Origin of the sequence: Streptomyces sp. NPDC038707, assembly GCF_040636485.1 — a bacterium.
GTDB lineage: Bacteria > Actinomycetota > Actinomycetes > Streptomycetales > Streptomycetaceae > Streptomyces.
Genome location: NZ_JBEZUP010000038.1, coordinates 51,512 through 75,905, shown reverse-complemented (window position 1 = coordinate 75,905; position 24,394 = coordinate 51,512). Strand labels below are relative to the sequence as shown.

Below are 24,394 nucleotides of genomic sequence, written 5' to 3'. Positions count from 1 at the left end.
CCGATCACCGAGCCGATCGCGTCGGTGAGGTAGTAGTAGCTCTTGCCCCCGGTCGTCATGGAGTTCAATGTGCCCCCGGGTTCGCGGTTGAAGCCCATGTCGACCCCGCCCGTCGACTTCGCCGACAGGCCGAGCGGGCCGTTGTGGAAGTACGTGTCGCCGAGCCGGATGCGTTCGCTCTGGTCGGTGGAACCGTACTGGCCCGCGTAGGTCTTGCCGTTGACGGTGATGGACGACATCTGGGAGTGGTCGGTCCACGTCTCGCCGGTGCGCAGGTAGTCGTCGGTGGAGGCGCCGGCGGTCTCGTTGCCGACCGGGTCGTAGGACCAGGTGCCGCTGGTGCCGGACTTCGACGTGAGCTGCTGGGCGTCGTTGTAGGTGTAGGTGGTGGTGCGGGGGCAGCCTTGGTCGGTGCCCTGGGAGGTGAGGTTGCCGGCGAGGTCGTAGCAGTACTGCCAGGAGTCGACGACGCTTGCGGCCTTGACCTCGTCGGCGTAGGAGAAGCGGCCCGCGCCGTCGTAGGTGTAGGTGCGCTTGCGGCCGGTGACGTTGTCCGTCATGGTGCGGATCTTGCTACCGTCGGTGGCGTTGTCCGTGCCGTAACCGTAGGTGTAGTCCAGGTCGACCAGGGTTCCCTGGTCGGAGGTCACCTTGATGTTCTTCGGCCGGCTGGAATTGTCCGGGTCGACCTTCTGGACCGTGCCGCCGGGGTAGGCGGTCGTGGTACGCACGTCGTTGTTGTTGTACTGGTACGTCGTCACCCGGCCCTGGGGGTCCTTCAGTTCGGTGAGCTTGTTGACCTCGTTCCAGGTGTAGTCGGTCTTGCCGGCCGGGTCCTGGTAGTAGTCGACGTTGCCCGCCGCCGTGTAGGCGAGCAGGGTCTGGGAGCCGTCCTGGAGATGGCGGACCGTCTCGCGCTGCAGCGGGTCGAACTCGTACTTCACCGTTCCCGTGCCGTCGGAGCGCTGGACGAGGTTGCCGTCGCCGTCGTACCAGTACTCGACCTTCACCGTGTTCGGCGAGGTGACGGTGCGGATGCGGTCCAGGTTGTCGTACGTGTAGGCGACCTTCACGCCGCGGGCGTCGGTGACGCTCGCGGTGCGGCCGAGATCGTCGTAGGTGTACGTCGTCCTGCCCAGGGGCGCCGGGGCCTTGGCCCACTCCAGGTTGCCCTTGGCGTCGTAGTGGAAGTCGGTCTGCACCGTCTTGCTGGACGTCATCTTCGTCCTGGCCGCGCAGCGCTGGCCCTCGAAGCCGCCGCAGGTGGGCGTGGCGGGGTTGTAGTCGTAGGAGACGCTGCCCCCGCCGGTGCCGGTTTGCGCGACCGTCTTGGTGTTGCCGGCCGTGTCATAGGTGAAGGCGGTCTTCTCGCCGTCCGGGTTGGTGGAATCGGAGGGTACGTCGCCACCGGCTACGGTCTGCCAGTGGTTGACCGTGGTACCACCGGTAGGAGCCTTCACGGACTCGAGGTTGTTGCGGTTGTCGAAGCCGTAGTCGGTGACGTTTCCGGGGGTGGTGCCCGTACCCATAGCATCGGTGGCGGTGTCGATGTTGTGGTTGGCGTCGAACTTGGTGGACCGCTTGCGCTGGAGATGGTCGGTCACGTCGGTGACCTGGCCGTCACCGTCGTGCTCGTACTGCGTCGTGTGCAGTTCGGGGTCGGTGGCGGTGGTCTTGCCCGCCGCCGTCGCCGAGTCGCTGGTGTAAGCGTAGGTCCAGGTCGGGCCCGTGCCGCCGGAGGCGTTGAAGCCGGTGGCGCGCAGCATCGAGGTGATCCGGTTGACGTCGTCGTAGGTGAGGACCGTCACCCGGCCCTCTGCCGTGGTGATCTTGTTGATGCGGCCGGAGGTGTCGTAGCCGAAGGTGACCGTCTTGCCCTCGGTGTCGGTGGTGGTGGCCAGGTTGCCGTCCGCGTCGAGGTTGTAGACGGCGGTGCGGCCGGTGTTGTCCTTGGCCTGCCACTGCGACGGGTAGGTCTTGTAGAGGTCGATCCACCGTCCTGAGCGGGTTTCGGCGAGTTTGAAGCCCTTGTTCTGGCCGTTCTCGTCGTGCTGGGTGACGGTGATGGTGCCGTGGTTGCGGTCGGTGACCTTGGTCAGGCAGCCGTTGGCGTCGTAGGTCTCCTTCGAACCCGACTTCCACTTCGTGAGGGTGTAGGTGCCGTCGGAGTTCTTCTTCAGGTCCTCGGAGTAGCCCTTCGGGGTGGTGAAGGAGCCGTCGCTGTTCTTCTTGAAGCGGACCGTGGCGCCGGAGGCGTCGTAGAAGACGACCTCACTGCCGGAGATGGACAGGTAGCGCTCGTACTGCTGCCACCAGCGCTGTGAGACGCGGCCCCACGGGGCGTCCAGCGAGTTGTACGTCCGCGCGAGCCGCAGGCGCTGGCCGACGCCGGCGATGTCGAAGTCCGTGGCCGTGAGCATCAGGTTGCCGGTCGAGAAATCGATCTTCGCGGTCAGCGTGTCCGTGATCGCGAAGCTGGTGTAGCGGTGCCAGGGCACGTCGCCCTGTCCCTCCGGCACCAGGTTCAGGACCGACGCATCCGCCGCGACGCCGGTTCTCGCCGTCTTGCCGGACGCGGGATTCTGGGCGTGCGCGCGCTGCTCGCGCAGCCAGGGCACGTACACCTCGTCCGTCGGGTTCTTCGACGGCTGCGATTTCACCGGCCGGTTCGCCCCCACCTTCACCGCCGGCATCGTGAAGCGGGGGCTGTCCTTGCCCCACGCCGACACCGGTTCGCCAGCGGCGGTCGCGTCCGCGGCCGGCAGGACGGCCGCGGCCAGCGCCGCCGCCGCCACCACCGCCGCGGCCGATACTGATCTTTTCCGGGCACGCCGAAGAGACGTGCCGAAGGCACGCGAGTGCATGACTTCCCCCACAGCAAGACAGACCCCAGCAACCCCAGTGGCCACCGGGCCCGCACACGCTGTCACGGGATTCGCACAAAGATCCGCGCCGTTCCCGCCGATTCCCTTCACATACGGGCCGGAATCCGCCCCTCCCCTTCGAGGCCGCCAATACGGACCAACCGCGACATCACGACGTCACAGTGGCCTGTTCGCCGAGCAACGGCCCTGCCCAAGGCGCGCTACGAACGACCGAAAAACCATGTTCACCCGCGAGCCCCCGGCCTGATGCCATCGGCCGACACACGGGAGGCCGCTGCCTGGACAGACTGGTCTGCTGGGCGGCCTCCCCAGCGTCGACGGGGTCGGCCGAGCGCGCTGGCCGTTCCGACTCGTCCCGGGCTCGCCCCGGCTATGTGCCGGCAGAATGCGGCCGGCCACTTCCCGTTCGGTGAGGGACTGAAGCTCCGGTCGGCTGTCGTCCTGCTGGCTGGCCTTGGTGAGCAGGGTCTGGATGCCGGCCTGGCACCGGTCGGTGAGCCGGGCGACGTCGCCGGAGTCGTCCAGGTCCGAGCGGACGGCGACGGCCGGGCCGCCCGCCGGGCAAACCCGGCGGGCGTGGGGACGGCCACTGTGGGTTGACTTGAAAGTGCGATGCGGCGGAGCAACCCCCGCGGCCGCCGCGCCCGGTCACCAGGTCCCCGCCGTGACCCCCGAAGCCGCCGGACGCGAGCCGACGGTGAAGCTCCCCGGGCAAGTCATCACAGACTTCACCCGGCCCGACCGAGTCATGGAAACAGATCACTGCCTGTGCCCGCCGTCATGGTGTCGGACCTGTCCTCACCGTCAACGAGTACCTCACCGAACTGACCTCGCTGGTGTGCGCCGAACTCGGCCTGCCCGGAAACGACCCGCGCCTTGCCCACGCAGCCCACGACAAGATCGAGATCCGGGCGAACACCGTCCGAGAGCAACCTCCGTGCGAGCGGGGGTTGTTCGTCGGTCATCGGTACGGCGCGACCCGAACGCATCGCCGCCTGCCGGGACACGGCCCTGCGCGAGCCGGACCTCACCCGCGAGGCGTGGTACGCGCGCGGCGTGCCCCTCCCCTGAGACGCGAGGAGCGGAACCTGGGGCAGGCGAATCCCCGTCAGGTGACTCGGCGCGCGTGAGACCGGCGCGCAGCGGGTCGATCGACGGGCAGTGTGGGCATCGAGATACTCGTCGCCGTCTGGCAGCGCCTCCTTCTCGCCGCCCCACGGAAGGACGGCAGCACGGCGAGTTCTGTGTCAGGCCCGTGATGAAACCGCAGATCGGTTGTGAATATCCGGTCCCTTTTCTGCGCCCTTCACCACAGCACTGCCGCAAAGCAACGAATCGAGCTGTGGCGATATGGTCGGCCGATGTACCGATATGCGGCCCGCATCCGCCCCCAAGTAGGTTGAGCAGCTTCCCCACCGGCTCGAACGGCCTACTCGCAGAGCGCTTTATGATCGTCGGCGAACTACTGGCTTTGCGTCCGTCCCCCTGCCGTCGACGTTTCCTGGCGACCGGGAATGCAAGAACTCCGAGCGAGTCGCGTGGCCGAGGCGCAGGGGAAGAAGGGTGAACTCCATGGCTCTCGGGCTGCTCCGTCGTCGGCGTTCCCGTGGTGCCTCCGGTGCCGTGTCGAGCATTTCGGTCCCGCTGCCGCCCGGCGCCGGGGCGTTCGGCTTCGAGGTGCTCGATCCCATGGGGCAGCCCATGGGCGGAGCCGAGGTCACCGTGACCGCGCTGGACAGCCACCGGATCGCGACGCGTGGCGCCACGGACCCCCACGGCTACTTCATAGCCACGCTGCCACCCGGCTCCTACAGCGTGATGATCGTGGCCGAGGGCCTGTCACCCGCCCGCGAGGACCTCGACATCGCGGCCGGGGTGGCAAGGCCCACCGCACAAGTCGCGCTCCAGCCCGCCCGCCAGTTGGAGCTCCCGACAGCCGGTACCTGGCTGTTCGACCCTCCGCACACCGCGATCCGGTTCATCGCCAAGCATGTCGGCATGGCCCATGTCCACGGGCGGTTCTCCCGCTTCCAGGGCAGCATCCGCATCGCTCCGGACATGGCCGACTCACAGGTGGCGGTGCGCATCGACGCCTCCAGTGTCACCACGGGCAACAACACCCGCGACAACCACCTGCGTTCGGCCGACTTCCTGGACGTCGAACGCTACCCGTACATCGACTTCACCAGTACCCGGTTCGCCCACCGCGGCGGCTCCAAATGGACCGTGCACGGCACCCTCACCATGCACGGCACCAGCCGCTCCGTCGGCCTCGACACCACGTACCTCGGGTCGATCAACGGGGGCTACGAACAGGAACTGCGCTGCGCGGCCCTCGCGAAGGCCGAACTCCATCGGGAGGACTTCACCCTCAACTGGCGCTCCATGCTCGCCCGCGGCATCGCCGTCGTCGGGCCGACCGTCCAACTGGAATTGGACGTACAGGCGATGTACCGCACCCACGACACGCCCACGCCACCGAAGTAACTCTGCGTAACGGGTTCATCGTCGACCGCATCGCCCTCGGGCGGGGTCACCGAGCGGGGCAGCGCCCCGGCGACACCTTGGCAGCACAGAGCAATCAGATGGGAAAGGGCTCACGATCATGGGTATCTTCGGCCGACGCCAGACCGCCGTCAGCGAGCCGACCCCGGCGCTCGCGGGGGCCACGTCCCGAGGTGTGGCACTCGGCCCGGCACTTCAAGCGCTGACCGGGCGGTGGACGATCGACCGCCCGCACAGCCACATCGGATTCTCCGTACGGCACGCCATGGTCACGACGGTCCGGGGGGCCTTCACCGATTACGACAGCACGTTGTACTTCGACGGAGCCCAGCCCTCCGCGTCGCGGGCCGACCTCGTCATCCGGGTCGCCAGCGTCGACACGGGCGTGGAGCAAAGGGACGCGCACATCATCGGCGCCGACTTCTTCGACGCGCGCCAGTACCCGGAAATGACCTTCCACAGCACCTCCACCGTCCACGAAGGCGGAGAGACCTTCCGCATGACCGGGGACCTGACCATCCGCGACGTCACCCGGCCCGTCGACCTGCAGATCGTCTACCTCGGCTCGGTTCTCGACCCATTCGGCTTCGAGCGGGCCGGCTTCGACGGCACCACCACCATCGACCGCACCGAGTGGGGCCTGGTCTACAACCAGCGCCTCAAGGCAGGGGGCACCATGGTGAGCGAGAAGGTCCGGCTGCAGTTCGACATCTCCGCGATCCGGTCGACGTCCTAGTACTGCAACGGTGTTTGTGCTGAGTGCTGACAGCACTCATCCCCATGGCCTTACGAACGAGAGGACCGCACGTGACTGAACCCCGGCCGGCACGCCCCGACGACACCTTCGACACCTTCTAGGTCGCGCGCCTATGATCCGAGCTGATCCTGTCCGAACCCCTGAACGCATCCTGGCTCGCCGTATGCCGCGACCAGCTCGCCGCCCGGCTGCACCCCGGGGGGCGACGCCCGGGCCTACGTCATCGACGCCACCGGCGGACGACTCGCCAGCTGCGCCCTCGCCCTCCTCCAGCCGTTGCTCCCCACCCCCCAGTCCCCCTGTCGATCAAGGCTCGCAGAGGGGTACAAATCTGTCCCCTGTTTGGCGGTCCAGCGCGCGTGTGAGCCTGAAAGCCGTCGGTATCCGTGCGACCAGGGAATGTGACGTGCACAGCATCGAAGAACGTATCGAGGGGCTCGAGAGTCGCATCGCGATCGAGGACCTGCTCTCCGGGTACTGTCACGGCTTCGACGGCCCGGACCGCGAGCTCCTGCGGTCCTTGTGGACGGACGACGCCGTCTTCGACCTGGGCCCCCGCTTCGGCGGCCCTGTCCAGGGCATCGAGGCGATCATGGCCAAAGCCGAGGACCTGTGGGCGGCGGTGCCCGTGATGTACCACTGGATGGCCAACCTGATCGTGAACATCGACGGGGACACGGCGAGGGCCAAGAGCGCACTGGACTGCTTCGTCGTCTCCCGTGAGGACGGCCCCACACAGGTCACCGGCGTGTACACCGACCGGTTCGAGCGGCGCGACGGTGTCTGGAAGTTCCGGCACCGCGCATTCGACCTCCAGTTGTGGGCCCCGCTCAACGGGTGGTCTGCCGCGGCCGGGAGCAAGGCGGGACAGACCAAGGTCTGACCGCCGGTGGTACCGGGCGATGCGGGGGTGGGAAAACCGCGGTTGTCGGGTCGAGGCCCTCTTCCGGAGCACCCGGTTCAGTCATCGACATCGCGGCACGCTGGGGTTTCTTCCCTCCCTGGCGGTTCGCCCAGCAGTACCGCGACAGGTTCGGGGTCCTCTCCTCGGACACGGCCCGTCCGTCCCGCCTACCAGCGTTGGCGCCGGCCGGGCCGACGACACCGGACCCTGCGAGCGCCTCGTCGATTCCCGACCGGGTGCCGTCGCATGGTCACGGCGAGCCGAGCCCGGTCTTCCGAACAGGTCACACCGCCGAAGTGGCCCGCCCGCCGAGATTCCCTGGGTGATGTGGAGGACCACCGCAAGGACGGGCGCAGCCGCGCCGACGGTTGCGTATCCGCGCAGCTCGGATCGGCTGTATTCGCGGTCGTCGGTTCCCGGGTGTCCGTGTTCTCCGCCTTCCGGTGCCGCGTTCAGGGGTTCCGCGGGGAGCGCGGAACGGCTTCGGGGTACGGATGAGGGCCACGGCTCGGGGGCAAGAAGCGAACGTGGCGCGGGCCGGTTCATCGGATGTCGTGGAGGCCGGACGGGCTCAGGCCCATGACTGTAGCGACCTCTCAGCCGGAAGCGTGGGCGGTGCTCAGGCCTTCGCCTCGACTCGGGGTCCCACGGCCTCGAAGATCAGGCCGAGCCGCTGCGGGTGGAGCGCCTCGCTGATCACCATCTCCGGCGTGTTGTACCGCGCGGCGAGGGCGTCGATCGATTGCTGCAGGTCGTCGATCTCCAGCTCGTAGATCGCGAGGTAACCCCATGGGAAGGGTGCGTCGGCGCGCTGCGCGGGAGCCAGCTCGAATCGCTGGGCGGAGACGAAACCGGGTATCCGGAGAGCGTTGTGCACATGCGTGTTCGTGTACCAGTCGTTGAACTCCTCCTCCTTCCCCTCGACAGGTTCGTCAGTACGACGTAGGTGTACCTAGGCACAACTGCCTCCTGCGACGGCTCTGTTGGCGGGTGCGCACCATGCGCGACCCGACAGCGGGCTTGAGACGCTTCATGCCTCACGGATCAGGCCGCGGACCACTGGTGAAGACACGCGACAGGCGATCGTCGTCCGGGGCGACGGACTCGTCCTGTCACGGATGGCGATACTGCCACGGGCGCCCGGGCGAGCACCATGACGGCGCACAATATTTTATACATGGGCACACATGAGCGTCCTTACTTGCGGGAGCACCGGGGCCGTCGTCCGCCCCCTCCGGCGACGCCTCCGAGGTGACAGGCCGCGTCCTGGCCGCCGGCGAGGGCTGCGCGGTGGGTGCGTCGACGACGGCGCTCGACTGCGACGTGCCGGGCGGAGGAGTGAGAGGCCGGTGCCGTTCAAGCAGTGCCGGACGGCCGGCGCCGTACCGCTGAACTCCCGGTCAGGGGCTGCTCTTTCCCTGCATGGGTGCTTTCACACGATTTGCCCGGGCCACCACTTTTAGTGTCCAACTTCCTGCACATGCTGCCGGACTCCTCTTCCGCCGCGTCTCGGAAGCTTTCTTAATGTGTGCAGCCGCCGGAATGGTTCCGGGGCACGTCTTCCCCCTGAGGTGGAATCAGCAGTGAGCCCCTTCCGCAATCCTCCTGCCGAGCGTCGCCAGGTCCTGCCGCGCACCCCCCGCCGCGCGGCCCGCACCGCGCTGGCCGCGTCGGCCGTGGTGGCGCTGTCCGCCGCTCTCGGTCTCGTGCCGTCCAGCGCGGTCGGTGCGACGGCCGCCGACACGGCAGCGTCGACCATCGCCGATGCCGCACCGGGTCGCTTCATGCTCGTCGGCAGTACCGGCACCGGACACATCGGAGTGTTCGGCGTCGCCCGCGACGGCAGACTGACCAAGGCCGGCTCGCCCTTCGCCGCGGATGCCGGCTTCTCCATCGTCGTCACGCCCGACGGCAAGAAGGCATACGTCGGCAGCCTGTCGAAGAAGACGATCAAGGGTTACTCCATCGGTTCCGACGGGTCCCTGACGCCGATCGCCGGCGCTGTCGCCCAGTACGACGCGGCCGTGATCGGTCTGGCGTTCTCCCCCGACGGCAAGAAGCTCTTCGCCACGGTCGGCGGCCAGGACAGCGGCACCATCCGGGCCCTGTCGGTGTCTTCGTCCGGTACTCTCACTCCTCTCGGAGCACCGCTCACCATCCCCGGCAACAGCTTCCTCAGTCAGCCCGTGGTCACCCCCGACGGTCGGCACGTGTTCGCGAGCAGCTTCTCGGGGAACACCGTGACCGCCTACGCGATCGGCTCCGGCGGTCTGACCCAGGTCGGCCAGCCGGTCGACGCCGGAAAGGGGCCGGCCATCCCCGGGATCACACCCGACGGCCGCTTCCTGTACCTCACCAACGAGCAGGGCAACACCATCACCGGCTTCGCGGTGGGGGACGACGGCTCGCTGTCGCCGACCCCGGGATCCCCCTATGCGACCGGCAATCTGCCGCACGGCATCGCCGTGACCCCCGACTCCAAGCGGCTCTACTTCCCCGAGGCGGGCAGCGGCAAGGTCGACGGTTTCCAGATCGCCGACGACGGTGAGCTCACCCCGCTGGCGAACGTGCCCGTGGCCGCCCCGGCCAACACGATGCCCGGACTGGTCCTGCTCAGCCCCGATGCCAAGCGGCTCTTCCTGGTCGACGTCCTGACGACGAACCTGACGTCGAAGGTGCACAGCTACAACGTCGCGGGCGACGGCGGACTCGCCCCCACCGGACTTCCCTCCACGGATTCCGGCGCTCTGTTCTCGGACGGCCCCAACACCGTGATGACCCCCGACCAGGGGCCGACCGCCAAGGTGAGCACCGTCTACAGCAGTGGCCTGACGGGCGTGTTCACCGCGTCCGGCTCGACCGACCCGGACGGCTCGGTCACCGAGTACCGGTGGACCTTCGGCGACGGCACCACGACGACCACCACGACGCCCGAGGTGACCCACACCTTCGCCCAGGGCGGCACGCGGACCGTCGGCGTCACCGTCGTCGACGACGAAGGGTGCGCGGACACACCGGTCTTCACCGGACAGGTCGTCACCTGCAACGGCGGGCCGAAGGCGAACGCCACGACGCAGGTCACCCTGGGCTGACACCCTTTCCGGAGAAGAGAATGTCTCTGTTCCCCCGTCTCACAGCGACGGGGGAACAGAGACATTTCATGGGAAGGGGGAATTCGGTCGGCGGTGCCGGCCGCAGAGCCGACGATCACCAGACTTTTGCGTGGCCGGTGCCACCGCCACCGCGATACCCGTCGGCGGCTCAGGTCATCGCCAGGCGCCCGCATGGCATGGAGCCCGGAGGAACATCTGGCGTTCATGGACGACGACCAGGTCGCCACCAGCGTCCTGTCGCTGACCGCGCCCAGTGTTGTCGGCTGGCAGGGCCAGGAGCGCCGGGGCGTGGCCCGCAGGGTCAACGAGTACGTGGCGGAGCTGGTCACTCGGCATCCGGACCGGTTCGGCAACTTCGCCACCGTCCCGGTGCCGGACGTCGAGGGCGCCGTGGCCGAGGCCGAGTACGCGCTGGACGAGCTGGGTGCCGACGGCGTCGTACTCCTGAGCAACTGCGAGGGGGTGTACCTGGGGGGACCCGAAGTACGCGCCGCTCTGGGAAGCGCTGAACCGGCGGTCGGCCGTGGTGGTCATCCATCCGGGCTACCCCCTGGTCCCGCTCCTGCCGGACGTGCCCGGCCCGCTCGTGGACTATCCGTTCGACACCACTCGCAACGCCGTGCAGATGGTGTTCACCGGAGTGCCGGACAGGTATCCGGACGCGAAGATCATCCTGTCGCACGCGGGCGGGTTGGTCCCCTACGCCGTGATGAGCTTCTGTGCGTTGCAGCCGGCGCTCGATCCCGACGGGCCCACCGCCGAGCAGTTGCCGGCGAAGTTCAAACTCTTCTGCTGGGACACCGCCCTGTCCTCCGGGCCGGATGCCTTCCCCAGCTTCCTGGCCTTCGCCGATCACGAACGCATTCTCTTCGGAAGCGACTTCCCCTACGCGCCCGCGCCCGTCGCGGCGACGTTCACCCGGCCCCTGGGCACACATAGCGGCCTGACGGACGAGCAGAAGATCGCCTTTGACCACGGCAACGCGAGGAAGATCTTAGCGCGCCTGTCCTGACGAGGGCGGGCGCGCGGGGACGGGGCGATCAGCGGGCGAGGCGGGGGAAGAGTGCCTCGGCGTTGCCGCGGTCGATGGCTTCGGCCTGGCCCGGAGTGAAGTCCGGGTAGGTCTCCAGGAAGTGGTTGTAGTAGGAGCCGGCCTCCTGCGGGGCGAAGGGCCAGTCGCTGCCGTACAGCACGTGGCCGGGCTCCGCGAAGGCGAGCAGGGCCGGCAGGGCGGAGGGGCTCGCGGACAGGGCGGTGTCGAAGTAGAACCGCTTCAGGTCGCGCAGGATGTCGTCCGCCTTGCGGTCCCGGTCCACGACGGTGGAGGTCAGGCCGGAGAAGCGGTAGGCGGCATACGGCAGGAATCCGCCGCCGTGGGAGAGGATGACGCGGACGTCGCGGTAGCGGTCCATGACGCCGTTCAGCACCATGTTCAATGCGGTGCGGGTGGTGTCGAAAACGTAGTCCGCGAGCGGGGCGGGGGTGCCAGGCAGCAGCGTCATCGGGGGCTGCGCGGGGTGGACGAAGACGTTCGCGGCGCGGCGGTTCAGTTCGGCCCACAGCGGCTCGAAGTCCGCGTCGCCGAGGTACTTGCCGTGGGCGTTGGACATCAGGACCACGCCGTCGGCCCCCAGGACGTCAAGCGCGTGAACGGCCTCGGCGACCGCGGCGTCGACGTCGGGCAGCGGGATGCCGGCGAAGTGGCCGAACCGGTCGGGATTGTCCTTGACGACCTCGGCGCCGTACTCATTGACGGCGCGGGCCAGCTCGCGGGCGGCCGCGTCGTCGCCGAGGTGGACGCCGGGCGCGGTGACGGACATGACGCTGGTGGCGATGCCCTGCTCGTCCATCATCGCGATCGCGCTCTGCGGGCTCCAGGCCGGGATGGCCCAGCCGCCGGAGTTCAGGCCACGCGCGGCCAGGGTGTCGGCCCAGACAGACGGGACGATGTGGTTGTGGACATCGATACGTGCGGGGAAACCCATGACTCCAAGCCTCCTAAAAGTTAGCTTGCTAATGACTGCACGAAGAGAACGATCTCCATGACTCGGCCGGGGACGAGGCGGGCGTGCCGGAGCTGGCGCAGGCCGCCGACCGGCTGTTCTATGCCATGCGCCGCTCTCGGGCGGCCACCATGGGCCGCTCCGGAGCCGGGCTGTCCATGGCGCAGCTCACGCTGCTGGAGCCCCTGGCCGCGGACACGGGGGGCGAGGGGCTGCCGGTCGGCAGGCTCGCCGTCACCGCCGAGGTCAGCGTCCCCACCGCCACCCGCATGCTCAAGCAGCTCGAAGCGGTGGGCGTGGTCACGCGGCAGCGTTCCCCGCACGACGAGCGCCAGATCCTCATCCGCCTCACCGAGGACGGCGCCGGCCGGCTCGCGTCGATGCGGGCGGAACTGCGGGCCCGCCAGGCCGAGGCACTGTCGCACTTCACCCCCCAGGAACGCCGCGAACTCGCCGCGCAGCTCGAGCGCCTCGCCGGCATCATCGGCGACACCATCCCCGGCCGGCCGAACGGGAGGCCGCGCGGCACTGACGCAGCCCGATGTCCCAGACCAGCTCGGAAAACAGCGCGTCCCACTTCGTGACCCGCAGGGGCTGCTCCTCGATGGGCAGCATGCAGGACTGCGGCGCCCACGCCAGATCACTCATCGCGCTCGCTCCCACCATCACGAACCGGGCGGGAACACCTCCGGCGGTGAACCTGTACCCAGGTACCGGTTGCAAGCCCCGGGTCGGCCTGACTGGCACGCCGGTCCTCCGCAGACATTGAGAGACTCCGGGTTCGGCACCGGAGTCCTCCGTGGCGGGTGGGGTAGGTCGGCCGCAGCAATCGCATCCGGGGCGTCCGCAGGGGTCCAGCCTCAGAGATCAACGGAACCGTGTTTATCGGTATGGGCGGGCGGGGCCTCCACCGAGGCGGCGACCACGCGTGGGCGCTCCCGCTCTCAGCTGAGCTTGTCGAGTGCGGTGAGGACGTCGGCCGGTTCGGCTCGGGTGGTGTAGTCGGAGTCGACGAAGGCCCAGCCGATCGTGCCGTCGCGGTCGATGACGTAGGTGGCGGGGATCGGAAGGGTGCGGGCGTGGCCGGCATTGGAGCGGTGGAGGTCGATGCCGAGGCGCCCGTAGACGGTGGCGAGGTCGTCCGGCAGGTCGAAGGCGAGGCCGAACTGCCTGGCGGCTTCGCAGCCGATGTCGCTGAGCACGTCGAAGGCCAGCTCGTTCCTCTCCGCGTGCGACAAGGACTCGTCGGGGGTCTGCGGTGAGACGGCGACCAGGCGGGCGCCGCGGGCTGTGATGGCGTCGTGGTGCTGCTGCAGGGAGCGCAGGGCGATGTTGCAGTAGGGGCACCAGGCGCCACGGTAGAAAGTCAGCACCAGCGGGCCGTCGGCGAGCAGTTCGTCCAGTGTGACGGTCCGCCCGGTGGCCGAGGGCAGTGTGAAGGACGGGGCCTTGGCGCCGGCTGTCAGAGCCTGGCCGGCCTGGCCGGCCTGGCCGGAGGCGGCCAGCTCGCGGGCCGCGCGCTGCATCACGGCGCGGACGTCGGCGGGGATCTGCTGCTGGCGGCTGTCGAAGAAGGCGCGCAGTTCGGCGTTGACGCTCACGGGTCTCCTCACGAAGAAGCATCTCGGAATGACCGTTTCAAGATAGCGATCGGAGTGCGCTCCACGTCAACGGACGAGGCGATATCTTGGAACCAGGAGTTCAAGATGACGGCGGGAGGCGACATGGCGGACGTCAAACACTTCGATCCGGACGCGACTCTGGACACCGTCATGCGGCTGTTCTGGCGGCAGGGCGTGGCCACCACCGGGATCCAGGACATCGTCAACGCCACGGGGCTCAACCGCTCCAGCCTGTACTCGACCTACGGCGGCAAACAGGAGCTGTACCGCGCCGCCCTCAACCGCTATGTCGAGGAACGATCCCGGCCGGCCCTCGGCCGTCTCGAAGAGGACGACCGCGGACTGCCGGCCGTCACCGACTTCTTCACCACCCTCATCGAGACCCGCTGCACCGGCGAGTACGCCCGGTGGGGCTGCATGGTCTCCAATGCGCACGCCGGCACCGAGAACGGCGACCCCGAGGTGCAGGCCCTTCTCGACCGCCAGCACCAGCGGCTGCGCAACGCGCTGCTCACCGCGCTCCGCGCAGCTCAACGCCGGCGGCAACTCGCCGAAGGCGTCGACCCCGGGTCCGCGGCCGACATCCTGGCCCTTCTCGCGCACGGTGTGAACCTGCGCTCCCGCGCCGGCGCGGAGCCCCAGCAGCTGCAGGCGACCGCTGCCGCGGCGATCACCGCCGTGACGAACAGGCAGTGAATCGCCCGGCCCTGGCGACGGGGATCACCGAACGGCAGATGAACTGGGTCCACCCCGCCAACCACCGAGCCGTGGCGTCACCCGGATGACTCGCACTACCGGCCGCTCCACCGCGACGTCCTCAGCCGACAGGACGCGGCCGTGCTGTTCCAGGCGTCCTACGAAGGCTCCGTCCCCACCGACCCCGAGGAGCCGACCGCGGCCACCGTCGCGGGCCTGCTCGACGCCGGGCTCTTGGCCCGCGCCGACGACGGCACCGCCGTCCTGGCCGACGACGTCCGGTACGGCCTCCGCCTCACCGACGCCGAAGGCGTCAGTACCTAAGGGTTGTCCCGCAACGATCTTGACTCCGAGCTGAGCCGAGGCACGATGGTTGTCACGTAGGCAGTCTTGTTGCCACCTTCGAGGTCTGGCGCCGGAGGGTCGTTCTCTCAGCTCTTGAGGGCATCCGCGATCTGCTGGGCGGCCTGGGCCGGTGTGAGGTGCGTGGTGTCGACGACCTCGGCCTCGGCGTGCAGCCACATGCGGGCCGCCTCGGCGTAAGGCTCGAGGTACCGGAGGCGGAACGGGGAGTCGGGGCCGAGGACGGTGTCACCGGCGATGCGCCCGCGGAGGGTGTCCTGGTCGGCGTGGAGGACGAAGTGCCGGATGGGAATGGCGTGCTGGGCGAGGCCTGAGCTGATCTCACGCCAGTACCGTTCGACCAGCACTGTCATGGGGATCACCAGGGTGCCTCCGGTGTAGTCGAGTACGCGGCGGGCGGTCTCGACCACGAGGGGCCGCCACGGTGGCCAGTGCTGGAAGTTGTCCGTCGTGGGTAGCCCCGGCGTGATGCCCATGAGCGTCTCGCCGACCTTCTCGGCGTCGAACACCCGTGAATCGGGGATCAGCCGCTGTACGAGCGCGCTGGTCGTTGTCTTGCCCGCGCCGTGGGTGCCGTTGAGCCATACGATCATGGACCTGACGCTAGCGTCGTGCAGGCATCGGGGCGGGGCTTTTGGTGACAGCCGGGCCGCTGAATGAGGTTGTGCGGCAGATCGGATGCCTCGCCCATGACAACCAGAACGCTTCGACCGACCCTTTCTGGCGGCTCGCCCGACCCCGTTGGTGACAACTACTGGGCCTCGGCTCACGAGCGCGGAGCCGCTTGCAGAGTCGACGAGGTGCTCAGCCGGTGGTTCGTGAGGTGTCCAGGGACTGGGCGAAGCCGGCGAGCGTGTGGAAGTCGTTCTCCCGGAGGCCGATCCGTGGGTTGACGTGGTGGAGGAGCCCAGGCCCTTGGTGGTGTGCGGTCACGTAGGTCTGATCCAGCGCGCTCTGCTCGTCGTCCACCCAGGCGAAAGGACGGCCGCCTGCGTAGTCCACCAGCGGTCCGGTCTTCCAGTGGACTCCATCGGGGCGTTCTCGGAGCAGGGCGTCGCCGAAGTTCACAAAGGGAAGTTCCGGAAGGCCGAGGACCGGTGCGATCCACCGGTTGGCGTCATCCATCCATGTGGTGGCCCAGCACAGCTCGAAGCCGAGCCGGAGCAGGGCGCGTCCGTGCTCCGGGTTGAGCCAGACCCGCAGGGTGCGTCGTCGGGACGACGGGCCCCTGTCGTCCTGATGGGCATCGTTCCGGGGGACCCGGAGCGTGGTGTAGCCGTCGGGACGTCTCTCCGGCTTGGCTGCGTAGGGGTTGAGCGGCCCGTCCACGTCGAGGAACAACAGTGGTCGGTTCACGGTATCCCCCGGGTTTGCTCACTGTGGACTGCCTCGATCAGCGTAGCTGTGGGATTGTCTCGGGGTGAGGTCGGCCTGAGTGATGATCACGGTGTGGCGAGTGTGATCACGGCGTCGGAGCCGTCCTGGATAACCCCGTTCACCGGGCTGAGCCCGCGCTGCTTCGGCAAGCTGCTGACCGTGCTGCGGCGCGATGGAGCAGATGTGATCCACCGAGGCCGACCGTGGAGTCTGCCGCTGGAGGACAGGGTGTTGCTGGTCACGGCCTACTGGCGAACGAACCTGCCATTGCGGCAGCTCGCTCCGCTGTTCGGCGTCTCGAAGTCCACGGCCGGCCGAGTCATCAACCACCTCGGACCCCTGCTCGCACTCCAGCCCCGCGAACGGTTCGCCAAAGACACCGTGCTCATCGTGGACGGCACTTTGGTCCCCACCCGCGATCACACCATCGCCGAGCGGTCGAAGAACTACCGGTACTCCACCAACCACCAGGTCGTCATCGACGCCGGCACCCGCCTGGTCGTCGTGGTCGGCCGGCCGCTCGCCGGGAACCGCAACGGCTGCAGGGCATGGGAGGAATCCGGCGCCAAGGCCGCCGTCGGCAAGACCCTCACGATCGCCGACGGTGGCTACCCGGGCACCGGCCTTGTCATCCCGCACCGCCGACAGCGCGGCCAGGTCGAGCTCTCAGCCTGGAAAGAGGAGCACAACAAGTCCCACAAGCAGGTCCGGGCCCGGGTCGAGCACGTCTTCGCCCGCATGAAGACCTGGAAGATCCTCCGTGACTGTCGCCTCAAAGGCGACGGTGTCCACCACGCCGTGCTCGGCATCGCTCGGATGCACAACCTCGCCCTCGCCGGATAGGCAAGCGGGCCGCACGGCGGCCACTATGCCCGAGGCGGCTTCAAGATCTTTGCGGGACAGCCCTTAGACACACCTCACGTCGGCACCACTGACACCAGACGTCGGAACCCACTGCCATCCTGATGCCGCCCGACACTCGCGGGTGAGCAGAGCAGAACAGCCAGGGCGGCAACGCCCTGAACAACTTCTACACCTACTGGCCGGGTTCCAAGACGCACGTCCTGTCGGACGCGAACGGACTGCCCCTGGTCGTCGGCGTCTCGGCCGGCAACACCCACGACAGCGAAGCACTGAAGCCCATGGTCGCCGGTCACCAAACGAGACACGACCCCCACCGCGGCCGCCACTTCAAGCCCCAGCGCCTGCATGCCGACAAGGCGTATGACATCCCCCACCTGCGGAAATGGCTACGAGGCAGGCGCATCGACGTGCGCATCGCCCACAAAGGCTGCGGCCGGATCGCGTGGAGACGTCGCGCCTTACACGGCCCGGGCGCCGAGCTGCGCCGGGCCAGGCACTACGCCGCCCCCGCCGCCACAGACACCTTCGCACCCCTCGCACGCGACGCAGGGCTGGAGTTCCGCAGTCTGCCCGCCGACACCCGTGGGCGTGGCGGCGACACAGGCAGACGTGAACTGATGCGCACGGCTGCCGCGTTCATCACCGTACTGGGTCAGGGCTTCGCCGACACGGTGGACAAGGGCACGGACCTGCTCCTGCTGTCGACCACTACCGCCCCGCTCAGCTGGCACCTCACCGAGGCCACGGGCACACCGAGCATCGGGGTTCACCTCCAGCCCACCGCACCGACCGGCGACTTCCCACCCGTCGTCACAGGCTCCCGCTCACTGGGCCGTCTCGCCGACCGGGCCACGGGACGCTTCGCGCTTCACATGGCCGACCGCGTCTATAAACAGGCGGTCGCACAGCTGCGCCGGCGCCTTGCACCCCCTGCGGCCTCCCCTGCCGAGGTGTGTCGACGACAGGACCGAGCGCACTGGCCGATCCTGCACGGCTTCAGTACAGCCCTGGTGCCCGCCCCTCCGACTGGCGCTCCGGCCTGGAGGTCGTAGGCAACTGGTGGCGCCATCACGATGCGGGCCAGCGGCTTCCTGCTGAGCTCGAGAACTTCCTGGGTGCCGGTCCCCCGCCTGTCTTCATCGGCTTCGGGAGCATGGCGTCCGGCGACGGGGAACGGCTGAGCGAGATCGCTGTGCGAGCATTGCGCCGCGCCGGGCTGCGCGGCGTCCTCCAGGCCGGCAGCGCCGGACTCGCCGCCGACGGGGACGACGTGCTCACCATTGGGGACGTACCGCACGCACTGCTGTTCCCGCGCCTGGCTGCGGTGGTCCACCATGCCGGGGCCGGCACCTCCTCCGCCGCCTGCGTGCCGGAGTGCCCGCGGTCACCGTCCCCATGACCGCGGACCAGCCGTCTTGGGCAATGCGGCTTGCCGCCCTCGGCGCCGCCACCCACCCGATCCCCTTCCGGTCCCTCACCACCGAACGGCTTGCCGACTCGCTTGACCGCGTAGTGAAGCAGCGGGCACACAACCGAGCCGCCGCAAGAGCGGCGAAACATCTGACGGCCGAGAACGGAGCAGGTCAGACACTCAAGACCATCCAGCAGATGGCTGATGGACGACACCGGTCCGAGTGGATCCGCATCAGCCCAGGAACGCCGTCAGGTGTTCGTTCAGTCGCTGCGGCGCGGTAAGGGGCAGCGAGTGGTGGGTGGCTCCGGGCAGTACCACCACCTTGCCCTGCGGGAGCTCCCGGCAGGCTCGGTCGGCGACCTTCCCGGCATGGTGGGCGCGGCTGTGCTCCGCGAGCAGGACCAGGACGGGCATACGAAGGTCGGCCGCCCGGGGGCGGGAGCCTGTGATCAGCTTGCGGCCGGGAACGGTGGCGGCCAGAGCGTACAGGCGCTGCCAGGACCTGTCCGGGTGGGTCCCCGCCGTCTCCCATGCCAGAAAAGCGGCAGCGCGGGCCTGACTGGGGCGGAGGAGAAGGGGCAGGGCGCGCAGCAGATAGCCAGGCCTGAAACCGGCGAAGACCTGGGTGGGGTCGAGGAGGGCCAGGCGGTTGACCCGCTGGGGTGCGTGGAGGGCGTACCTGACGGCCAGCCAGGCGCCGTACGAGTGGCCGCACATGTGCGTACGGGTGAGGCCCAGCCCATCCAGCAGGGAGTCCAGCCACGCGGTCAGGTCGTCGGCGGTCGTCAGAGGTGTGCCGCCGCTCCGGTCGGTGCGGCCGGCGTCGCCCAGGAGATCCACGGCATAGATGCGGTGACGCCGGCCCAGAGCCGGTGCGTTGGCGAACCAGACCAGACCGGTGGCGGAGCCGCCGTGCAGCAGCACCAGCGGGGCGCCGTCGGCCGGACCGTACACATGGACCCGGGTGCGCCCGTAGGGGGTGACGATGTCGCGCTCCTCGGTGGAGTGCGGCCAGTGGCCGCGGAGTTCGTCGTAGGCGAGGTCGAAAGCGGTCCGGGACACTGGGCTTTCCTCTCGTCGAGCGATAATCTCGGTGAGCGAGATATTACGCATGGGTCCCAGGGAGTGTGAATGAACGACCAGAGTCCGGTGATGGAGCTGGTCCACGTGCTGCGTGCGGTGACCGTGGAGTTCGACCTGCTCGGCGCCGAGTTCGCCGCACGTCACGGTCTGCACCCCACCGACGTACGCGCGTTGATCCACCTGCTGGACGCGGCGCGGGAGGACATCCCTGCCACGCCGGGATGGCTCGGTCGTCAGATGCGCCTCAACTCGGCCGGTACCACCGCCCTGGTCGACCGGCTGGAGCGGCTCGAACTGGTCCGGCGCACTAAGGACACCGTCGATCGGCGACGCGTGCTGCTGGAGGTGGAGGAGAAGGCGACGGAGCTCGGCTGGTCCTTCTTCGGGCCGGTGATCGCCGAGGTGGTGGCGGTCGCGGAAGGCTTCGACACGGGCGAACTGGAGACGGCGCGTAGCTTCCTGACCGCGGTACTGCATTCCGCCCAGCAGGCACGAGCGACCTGACCGGTGCCGCTGCGCGGACACGACAGGCTGGGCGAGGTGGCGCGAGGGGGAACCGCTCCCACCTCGCCGCCGCGGACCGACTACGCGCCGGCTGTCCTCTCAAGCTGCTCCCCGCGCCCGCGGGGATGGTCTCGCACGGACGTGAAGGCGACGCTCGCCGCCTGCTCCCCGCGCCCGCGGGGATGGCCCCGGGTCAGCCGCAGGGCCGGTGCCGGTGACCGTCTGCTCTCCCAGGGAGTGGATGCCACCAGGTGGTGGGTAAGGGCCACTCGGTGAAGGCCATCGGACGAGGTGGGACAGAGGAGCCCACCGAGTGGAGTGGATGCGCGACATCGCCGGTGCGAAACGCAGCACCGCATGCGCTCAATGGCCGGGCTCTCGGCCGCGGTACGGTCCGGGCTCCTGCGGGCGGCGCGCCTGCTGGTCGTTCGGGCGCACCGGGTGCACACCTGCCGGACCTGGCCGCCGCCGGCTTGCCGCTCGGGCCCGAGCAGGCCCCGGACGCACGGCGCGGCGGAGTCCGCCGGGTCCGTTCACCTCCGGCTGCTGCGGCGCGCGCGTGCGTACGGACTACCACGAGTGCGCTTGGGCGCCGGGGTACTGCCGTAAGCGGCGCCGGACCGATGGCGGCTTCGGCGAGGGGAACAGCACTGTGGCTTCTCCTCCCGTTTCGCCTCGATGATCTGAGCGATCGCCCCGGTGTAGCGGTCGGTGAACTCCGGGCCCTTCCAGCCGGTCGACGGTCATGGTGTCCATGAGGGCGAGGGCGCCGGCGATCTCCTTCCGGCAGACCTAGGTGGGTGGGGGCAGGAACTGGGTGGGGTCGCGGATCTCGTCGGGCCGGCGCGTGGCGTGCAGGACCAGGACGTCGTCGCCTACCCGCAGCAGCCCGAGGCGTTCGCGGCCGGACCGAACCTACTTCGCGACGGCCACCTTCGCCGAGCGGGGCAGGGCCTTGACCAGCAGTTCCTAAGGCTTGGCCACGACCTGGCCGACGGGCTGGAGGCAGTACCCCGGCGATCCGGACCGGGCCGACCGACTCCAGCGGCGGGAGAGGCCAGTCGAGGCCGACGCCGGGCAAAGGGGCGCAGTCAGGCAGGCGGACGGCCGGTGACGGCCGGCAAAGTCGTTGTCCTGATCCGGCGGTAGGTCCTGAAGCCGTACGCACTCAGTCCCGCCCAGATGACGGTACTGACCAGAGGCCACCACAAATCCCGCCCTCCCTCACCCCGGGCGAGACTGACGGCCCAGTTCACCGCCCAGCTGATCGCAAGGACAAGCGCCACCCACCTTGCCCACCGCCAGATTCCCATAGTTCCCCGGGCACGCGCTTCCTGGGGACTCCGCTTGCCCTGCCGCAATCGTGTGCCATCCATACCTACGCGCCTACCCCCTGCCCGTCCCATGCCTCCCGGCCCCTGAGGGATGACCGAAAACGAACGAACCCACCCGGCCTCAGAGATACACAGAGGTGCTCCGGGGAAGGACTGGCTTGCAGCCGGAAGCCTTGATCCGGTCGGCACGCGGGTGCCGGCCTTCACCGAAGGGGTCGCTCAGCTGCGCCTGGGTGAACGACGTCGCCCACCGTCAGGCCGAGGACGGCACGGCCCCGGCCCAACCATCGCCCGGCCAGGACGCCGGCCTCTTCCTGCGTCTGGGCAAGGGGCGTGCGGGCCGTTCGACGGCCCTCACCAACGACGACCTGACGCAGGAAGTAGCGGAACATCTGCCCCGCGGTGATCAGCACGATATTCATCATGGGGACCACACCGCACGGTCCTGACCTGGAATAGAAGACCGACCGGCCGCACGTGCCGCTACGCGGGAGCAGCAGCCGAACATGAGCAACGCAGGGCCGGATCAGCCCCGCGAAGACATCGGAGATCGGGCCCGGGGGGCCGGCGTCTGGGTTCGGCGCTGCCTGCGGCCGGAGCGGTGCTGGACGATTCTCGCCATGACCAGGCACAGCGGTGATGACCGGGCCCTCGGCCACCGGTTCGGCCGCAGATGTCCCCGACCGGCGGCGCTCTCAGGATCCGGCCGACGGCAGTCCCCCGGCTGGCGCTTCACCCGGCGCGTCATTGAGCAGCGGGCGGCACGGCAGCCGGCCCTCATCGACCGGCGGATCGCCGACGAGGAAGAGCGCCAAGCCGAGCGGCGCCGCGGTCAGGAGCGACGGCGGCAGTCGGCGCAGTGGCTGATCCAGTACGGTCTGAACCGCTCCCACCTCGACGCCGTGCACACCGGTGACTGCGGGGCCGCCGCCAAGACCGGCCGGTACCGCCCCGCCACCCGGCAGCAGACACGCGACGCCCACCGGCACGTCCCGGCCTGCGACCGCTGCCGACCCGACACCGCCCTCGGCCTCCTCGAGTGGACGCAGTCGCCCCGGCCGGCTGCCGGGTGACCGGTGCCCAATATCGAATTCCTTCGGCGGGAACCGTTTTTTGTACCTTTTCTCGGCTTCTTCGATCGATCCCTTGCCTCCGCACATGCCGCCGGGGAGGGAGAGGCATTGGCCGGTGGGGGCGCTAAAGGTGATCGGTGAGTTGTTGGCGTAGGCGTGGCCGTTGAACGACGACGTACGCCTTCTTGCCGTCGGGGGTGACGACGATGGAGAAGCCGGCGTCGAGGGAGACGCCGAACGTGCTGATGTGTCCGGTGCCGGTGCCGGTGCCGCCGACGGGCATGAAATCGAGGATCTGCTCTCCGGGTACTGCCACGGCTTCGACGGCCCCGACCGCGATCTCCTGTGGTCCTTGGTGCCCGAGCTGGTCGGCGCGTCGATGGGAAGACTCGCCCGGGCACGCCGGGGCGGCCATGCCCGGTCCCGGTGGGACGGTGCCCTCCCGCGCCGGTGACGCGGCACCGCCTCCGGGCCCAGTGGTCCGGGCAGCACCAGGAAGAGGGTCCGCATCGCCTCCGGGCCCTCTTCCACGGTCGTGGCGAGGAAAGGGCGACCTGCGCCCGCTGGGTTATGGGCCCAGCGAGCTACCGAGCTGCTCCGCCCCGCGTCCTTGACAACACAGCACACATGCCTGGACGCAGCGAGGCGTCACAGGCCGCCGGGCACGGGTCACCGCGCCACGACCGCCAGCACCTGTGCGCCCCTGACGGTGCCGGACCGACGCGGCGGTGCGCAGACCGCGGTTGTCGGCCCTCGCCAAGCCGCCGGCCCTGTCGGCCGTACCGTCCGGCCGCGCGCGCAATGGTCTCCTCAGTCGTCCCCACCTGGTGGTGGATCAGTCGGCGAACTCGAACACACCCTTGCCGGCGGACTGTTCGTCGAACCACTCGTAGGCCTCGGCCGCCTGGTCCAGCGACCACGAATGGGTATAGAGGTCATCCACGGGGAGACTGTGGGCGACAACGAAGTCCGCACACCGCGCCTGCTCGATCGTCGACATGGTCCACGACGTCATCAGCGTCCACTGCTTCTTGTAATGCTCCTCCGCGGAAAACCGCACCTCTCCCGGCAGACCGAGGAAACAGGCGCGGCCGAAGGTACCGAGGACACTCAGCGCGTCCTGTCCGGCCTGGCCGGAGGTTTCGAGAACGACGTCCGCGCCCCGGCCTCCCGTCAGGTCGCCGACGGCGTCCGCGAGACCGGCTTCGCTCGGATCGAGGACCTCGTGCGCGCCGAAAGCACGGGCTCGCCGCAGCCGCGACACTTCGATGTCCACCGCGATCACCCGGGCGCCCATGGCCGCCGCGAACATCGTCGCCGACAGACCGACCGGGCCCTGGCCGAACACCACCATGGTCGTGCCCGCGATGTCGCCGAGGCGCTTGATGCCACCCCAGGCCGTCCCGGTCCCGCAGCCGATCGCAGCGCCCGCTTTGTGGCTCAGCCCTTCGGGAAGCGGCAGCAGCGCGTGCGCCGGCAGCACCGCGTACGGCGCGTGCCCGCCGTGCGCGGTGACGCTCATGGTTTTCGCGGGAACCGTTTCACACATCTGGGGCCACCCGGACCGGCACCGGCGGCACGCCTGACAGCCCCAGTAGTGATGGACCATGACCCGCTGCCCCACTTCGGCCATGGCTTCGCTGACACCGGGACCGACCGCGTGAACGTCGCCGCACGGCTCATGGCCCTGGATGACCTTGTCACCGGCGGCGAAGCCGACGGACCCCCGGTAGAAGTGGAGGTCACTGCCGCACATCCCTGAGGCGCGCATCCGCAGCACAACCTCACCCGGGCCGGGGACGGGGTCCGGGAACTCCTTGAGGACGGCTGTCCGGTCACCGGGGAAAACGATCGCCTTCATACATGCTCCTTCGCTTTCCTGGCGCCCCCGCGCCGC

General features: G+C 69.1%; 21 protein-coding genes, 1 tRNA gene and 3 pseudogenes. 14 read left to right on the top strand and 11 right to left on the bottom strand.

Annotated features, from left to right (window positions below; translation table 11 throughout):
- A partial coding sequence (locus AB0E62_RS33820; RefSeq protein ID WP_362202709.1) for a DUF6531 domain-containing protein occupies positions 1–2,864 on the bottom strand: 2,864 nt, incomplete at its 3' end.
- A gap of 1,593 nt (positions 2,865–4,457) precedes the next feature.
- Between AB0E62_RS33820 and AB0E62_RS33815 the strand changes: the two genes are divergently transcribed.
- The 3 genes from AB0E62_RS33815 to AB0E62_RS33805 all read left to right on the top strand — a co-directional run bounded on the left by AB0E62_RS33815 (position 4,458) and on the right by AB0E62_RS33805 (position 7,030).
- Positions 4,458–5,372, top strand: coding sequence for a YceI family protein (locus AB0E62_RS33815; RefSeq protein WP_362202706.1), 915 nt, complete (start codon positions 4,458–4,460; stop codon positions 5,370–5,372).
- A 118-nt stretch (positions 5,373–5,490) separates the two neighbouring features.
- Entirely contained in the window at positions 5,491–6,126 is a 636-nt protein-coding gene (locus AB0E62_RS33810) for a YceI family protein (RefSeq protein ID WP_362202704.1), read from the top strand.
- Positions 6,127–6,553: 427 nt separating this feature from the next.
- The gene (locus tag AB0E62_RS33805; RefSeq protein WP_362202701.1) at positions 6,554–7,030 is read left to right on the top strand and encodes a nuclear transport factor 2 family protein; all 477 of its coding nucleotides are present in this window, start codon (positions 6,554–6,556) and stop codon (positions 7,028–7,030) included.
- A gap of 640 nt (positions 7,031–7,670) precedes the next feature.
- Here the strand turns inward: AB0E62_RS33805 and AB0E62_RS33800 are convergent.
- Positions 7,671–7,928 (bottom strand): hypothetical protein, encoded by a 258-nt coding sequence (locus AB0E62_RS33800; RefSeq protein WP_362202698.1) that lies wholly within the window; start codon positions 7,926–7,928, stop codon positions 7,671–7,673.
- 706 nt (positions 7,929–8,634) lie between these two features.
- On the opposite strand from AB0E62_RS33800, the gene AB0E62_RS33795 reads away from it, so the two are divergent.
- The 3 genes and pseudogenes from AB0E62_RS33795 to AB0E62_RS33785 all read left to right on the top strand — a co-directional run bounded on the left by AB0E62_RS33795 (position 8,635) and on the right by AB0E62_RS33785 (position 11,176).
- Positions 8,635–10,143 carry a beta-propeller fold lactonase family protein gene (locus AB0E62_RS33795; RefSeq protein WP_362202695.1) on the top strand — a complete coding sequence of 503 codons (1,509 nt, stop codon included), beginning with the start codon at positions 8,635–8,637 and terminating at the stop codon, positions 10,141–10,143.
- A gap of 192 nt (positions 10,144–10,335) precedes the next feature.
- Positions 10,336–10,593, top strand: a pseudogene (locus AB0E62_RS33790) (amidohydrolase family protein); the annotation flags it as partial.
- A 97-nt stretch (positions 10,594–10,690) separates the two neighbouring features.
- On the top strand, positions 10,691–11,176 hold the full coding sequence (locus AB0E62_RS33785; protein WP_362202692.1) for an amidohydrolase family protein: 486 nt from the start codon (positions 10,691–10,693) through the stop codon (positions 11,174–11,176).
- 28 nt (positions 11,177–11,204) lie between these two features.
- On the opposite strand, the gene AB0E62_RS33780 is transcribed toward AB0E62_RS33785, so the two are convergent.
- Complete coding sequence (locus AB0E62_RS33780; RefSeq protein ID WP_362202689.1) at positions 11,205–12,149, bottom strand: amidohydrolase family protein; 945 nt, start codon at positions 12,147–12,149, stop codon at positions 11,205–11,207.
- Between the two features lie 83 nt (positions 12,150–12,232).
- Between AB0E62_RS33780 and AB0E62_RS33775 the strand changes: the two genes are divergently transcribed.
- Positions 12,233–12,751, top strand: a complete 519-nt coding sequence (locus tag AB0E62_RS33775) for a MarR family transcriptional regulator (protein WP_362202686.1) — start codon at positions 12,233–12,235, stop codon at positions 12,749–12,751.
- A 360-nt stretch (positions 12,752–13,111) separates the two neighbouring features.
- On the opposite strand, the gene AB0E62_RS33770 is transcribed toward AB0E62_RS33775, so the two are convergent.
- Positions 13,112–13,768 carry a peroxiredoxin-like family protein gene (locus tag AB0E62_RS33770; protein ID WP_362202683.1) on the bottom strand — a complete coding sequence of 219 codons (657 nt, stop codon included), beginning with the start codon at positions 13,766–13,768 and terminating at the stop codon, positions 13,112–13,114.
- Positions 13,769–13,891: 123 nt separating this feature from the next.
- Here AB0E62_RS33770 and AB0E62_RS33765 point away from each other — a divergent pair, with 123 nt between their 5' ends.
- On the top strand, positions 13,892–14,485 hold the full coding sequence (locus tag AB0E62_RS33765; RefSeq protein ID WP_362202712.1) for a TetR/AcrR family transcriptional regulator: 594 nt from the start codon (positions 13,892–13,894) through the stop codon (positions 14,483–14,485).
- A 141-nt stretch (positions 14,486–14,626) separates the two neighbouring features.
- A complete protein-coding gene (locus tag AB0E62_RS33760; protein WP_362202680.1) occupies positions 14,627–14,809 on the top strand; it encodes a hypothetical protein in 183 nt (60 codons plus the stop codon).
- A 107-nt stretch (positions 14,810–14,916) separates the two neighbouring features.
- Here the strand turns inward: AB0E62_RS33760 and AB0E62_RS33755 are convergent, their stop codons facing one another.
- Complete coding sequence (locus AB0E62_RS33755) at positions 14,917–15,441, bottom strand: AAA family ATPase (RefSeq protein ID WP_362202677.1); 525 nt, start codon at positions 15,439–15,441, stop codon at positions 14,917–14,919.
- Positions 15,442–15,652: 211 nt separating this feature from the next.
- The gene (locus AB0E62_RS33750) at positions 15,653–16,204 is read right to left on the bottom strand and encodes a hypothetical protein (RefSeq protein ID WP_362202674.1); all 552 of its coding nucleotides are present in this window, start codon (positions 16,202–16,204) and stop codon (positions 15,653–15,655) included.
- A gap of 93 nt (positions 16,205–16,297) precedes the next feature.
- Here AB0E62_RS33750 and AB0E62_RS33745 point away from each other — a divergent pair, with 93 nt between their 5' ends.
- The 3 genes and pseudogenes from AB0E62_RS33745 to AB0E62_RS33735 all read left to right on the top strand — a co-directional run.
- Positions 16,298–17,068 carry a transposase gene (locus AB0E62_RS33745; RefSeq protein ID WP_362202671.1) on the top strand — a complete coding sequence of 257 codons (771 nt, stop codon included), beginning with the start codon at positions 16,298–16,300 and terminating at the stop codon, positions 17,066–17,068.
- A 200-nt stretch (positions 17,069–17,268) separates the two neighbouring features.
- Positions 17,269–17,517, top strand: a pseudogene (locus AB0E62_RS33740) (transposase); the annotation flags it as partial.
- Positions 17,516–18,784 (top strand): annotated as a pseudogene (locus tag AB0E62_RS33735) (glycosyltransferase); the annotation flags it as partial. The pseudogenes AB0E62_RS33740 and AB0E62_RS33735, both read left to right, overlap by 2 nt.
- On the opposite strand, the gene AB0E62_RS33730 reads toward AB0E62_RS33735, so the two are convergent.
- Complete coding sequence (locus tag AB0E62_RS33730; protein WP_362202668.1) at positions 18,735–19,565, bottom strand: alpha/beta hydrolase; 831 nt, start codon at positions 19,563–19,565, stop codon at positions 18,735–18,737. The pseudogene AB0E62_RS33735 and the gene AB0E62_RS33730 overlap by 50 nt on opposite strands.
- Positions 19,566–19,634: 69 nt before the next feature.
- Between AB0E62_RS33730 and AB0E62_RS33725 the strand changes: the two genes are divergently transcribed.
- Positions 19,635–20,090: a MarR family transcriptional regulator gene (locus AB0E62_RS33725; RefSeq protein WP_362202665.1), complete on the top strand. Its 456-nt coding sequence runs from the start codon at positions 19,635–19,637 to the stop codon at positions 20,088–20,090.
- Positions 20,091–21,627: 1,537 nt separating this feature from the next.
- Here AB0E62_RS33725 and AB0E62_RS33720 read toward each other — a convergent pair.
- Entirely contained in the window at positions 21,628–21,837 is a 210-nt protein-coding gene (locus AB0E62_RS33720) for a hypothetical protein (RefSeq protein ID WP_362202662.1), read from the bottom strand.
- A gap of 207 nt (positions 21,838–22,044) precedes the next feature.
- On the opposite strand from AB0E62_RS33720, the gene AB0E62_RS33715 reads away from it, so the two are divergent.
- Positions 22,045–22,497, top strand: coding sequence for a DUF6233 domain-containing protein (locus AB0E62_RS33715; protein WP_362202659.1), 453 nt, complete (start codon positions 22,045–22,047; stop codon positions 22,495–22,497).
- A gap of 124 nt (positions 22,498–22,621) precedes the next feature.
- On the opposite strand, the gene AB0E62_RS33710 is transcribed toward AB0E62_RS33715, so the two are convergent.
- From AB0E62_RS33710 to AB0E62_RS33700, 3 genes are all read right to left on the bottom strand, one after another.
- Positions 22,622–22,813 carry a hypothetical protein gene (locus AB0E62_RS33710; RefSeq protein ID WP_362202656.1) on the bottom strand — a complete coding sequence of 64 codons (192 nt, stop codon included), beginning with the start codon at positions 22,811–22,813 and terminating at the stop codon, positions 22,622–22,624.
- A 220-nt stretch (positions 22,814–23,033) separates the two neighbouring features.
- A tRNA-Met gene (locus AB0E62_RS33705) sits at positions 23,034–23,099 on the bottom strand.
- Between the two features lie 233 nt (positions 23,100–23,332).
- Positions 23,333–24,358: an alcohol dehydrogenase catalytic domain-containing protein gene (locus AB0E62_RS33700; protein WP_362202653.1), complete on the bottom strand. Its 1,026-nt coding sequence runs from the start codon at positions 24,356–24,358 to the stop codon at positions 23,333–23,335.
- Between the last annotated feature and the right edge of the window lie 36 nt (positions 24,359–24,394).

Bases quoted from the DNA above. Each gene is read 5' to 3' on its own strand.
- AB0E62_RS33815 (WP_362202706.1), top strand. From the start codon at position 4,458: ATGGCTCTCGGGCTGCTCCGTCGTCGGCGTTCCCGTGGTGCCTCCGGT.
- AB0E62_RS33810 (WP_362202704.1), top strand. From the start codon at position 5,491: ATGGGTATCTTCGGCCGACGCCAGACCGCCGTCAGCGAGCCGACCCCG.
- AB0E62_RS33780 (WP_362202689.1), bottom strand. From the start codon at position 12,149: ATGGGTTTCCCCGCACGTATCGATGTCCACAACCACATCGTCCCGTCT.
- AB0E62_RS33765 (WP_362202712.1), top strand. From the start codon at position 13,892: ATGGCGGACGTCAAACACTTCGATCCGGACGCGACTCTGGACACCGTC.
- AB0E62_RS33755 (WP_362202677.1), bottom strand. From the start codon at position 15,441: ATGATCGTATGGCTCAACGGCACCCACGGCGCGGGCAAGACAACGACC.
- AB0E62_RS33725 (WP_362202665.1), top strand. From the start codon at position 19,635: ATGAACGACCAGAGTCCGGTGATGGAGCTGGTCCACGTGCTGCGTGCG.
- AB0E62_RS33715 (WP_362202659.1), top strand. From the start codon at position 22,045: ATGACCAGGCACAGCGGTGATGACCGGGCCCTCGGCCACCGGTTCGGC.
- AB0E62_RS33700 (WP_362202653.1), bottom strand. From the start codon at position 24,358: ATGAAGGCGATCGTTTTCCCCGGTGACCGGACAGCCGTCCTCAAGGAG.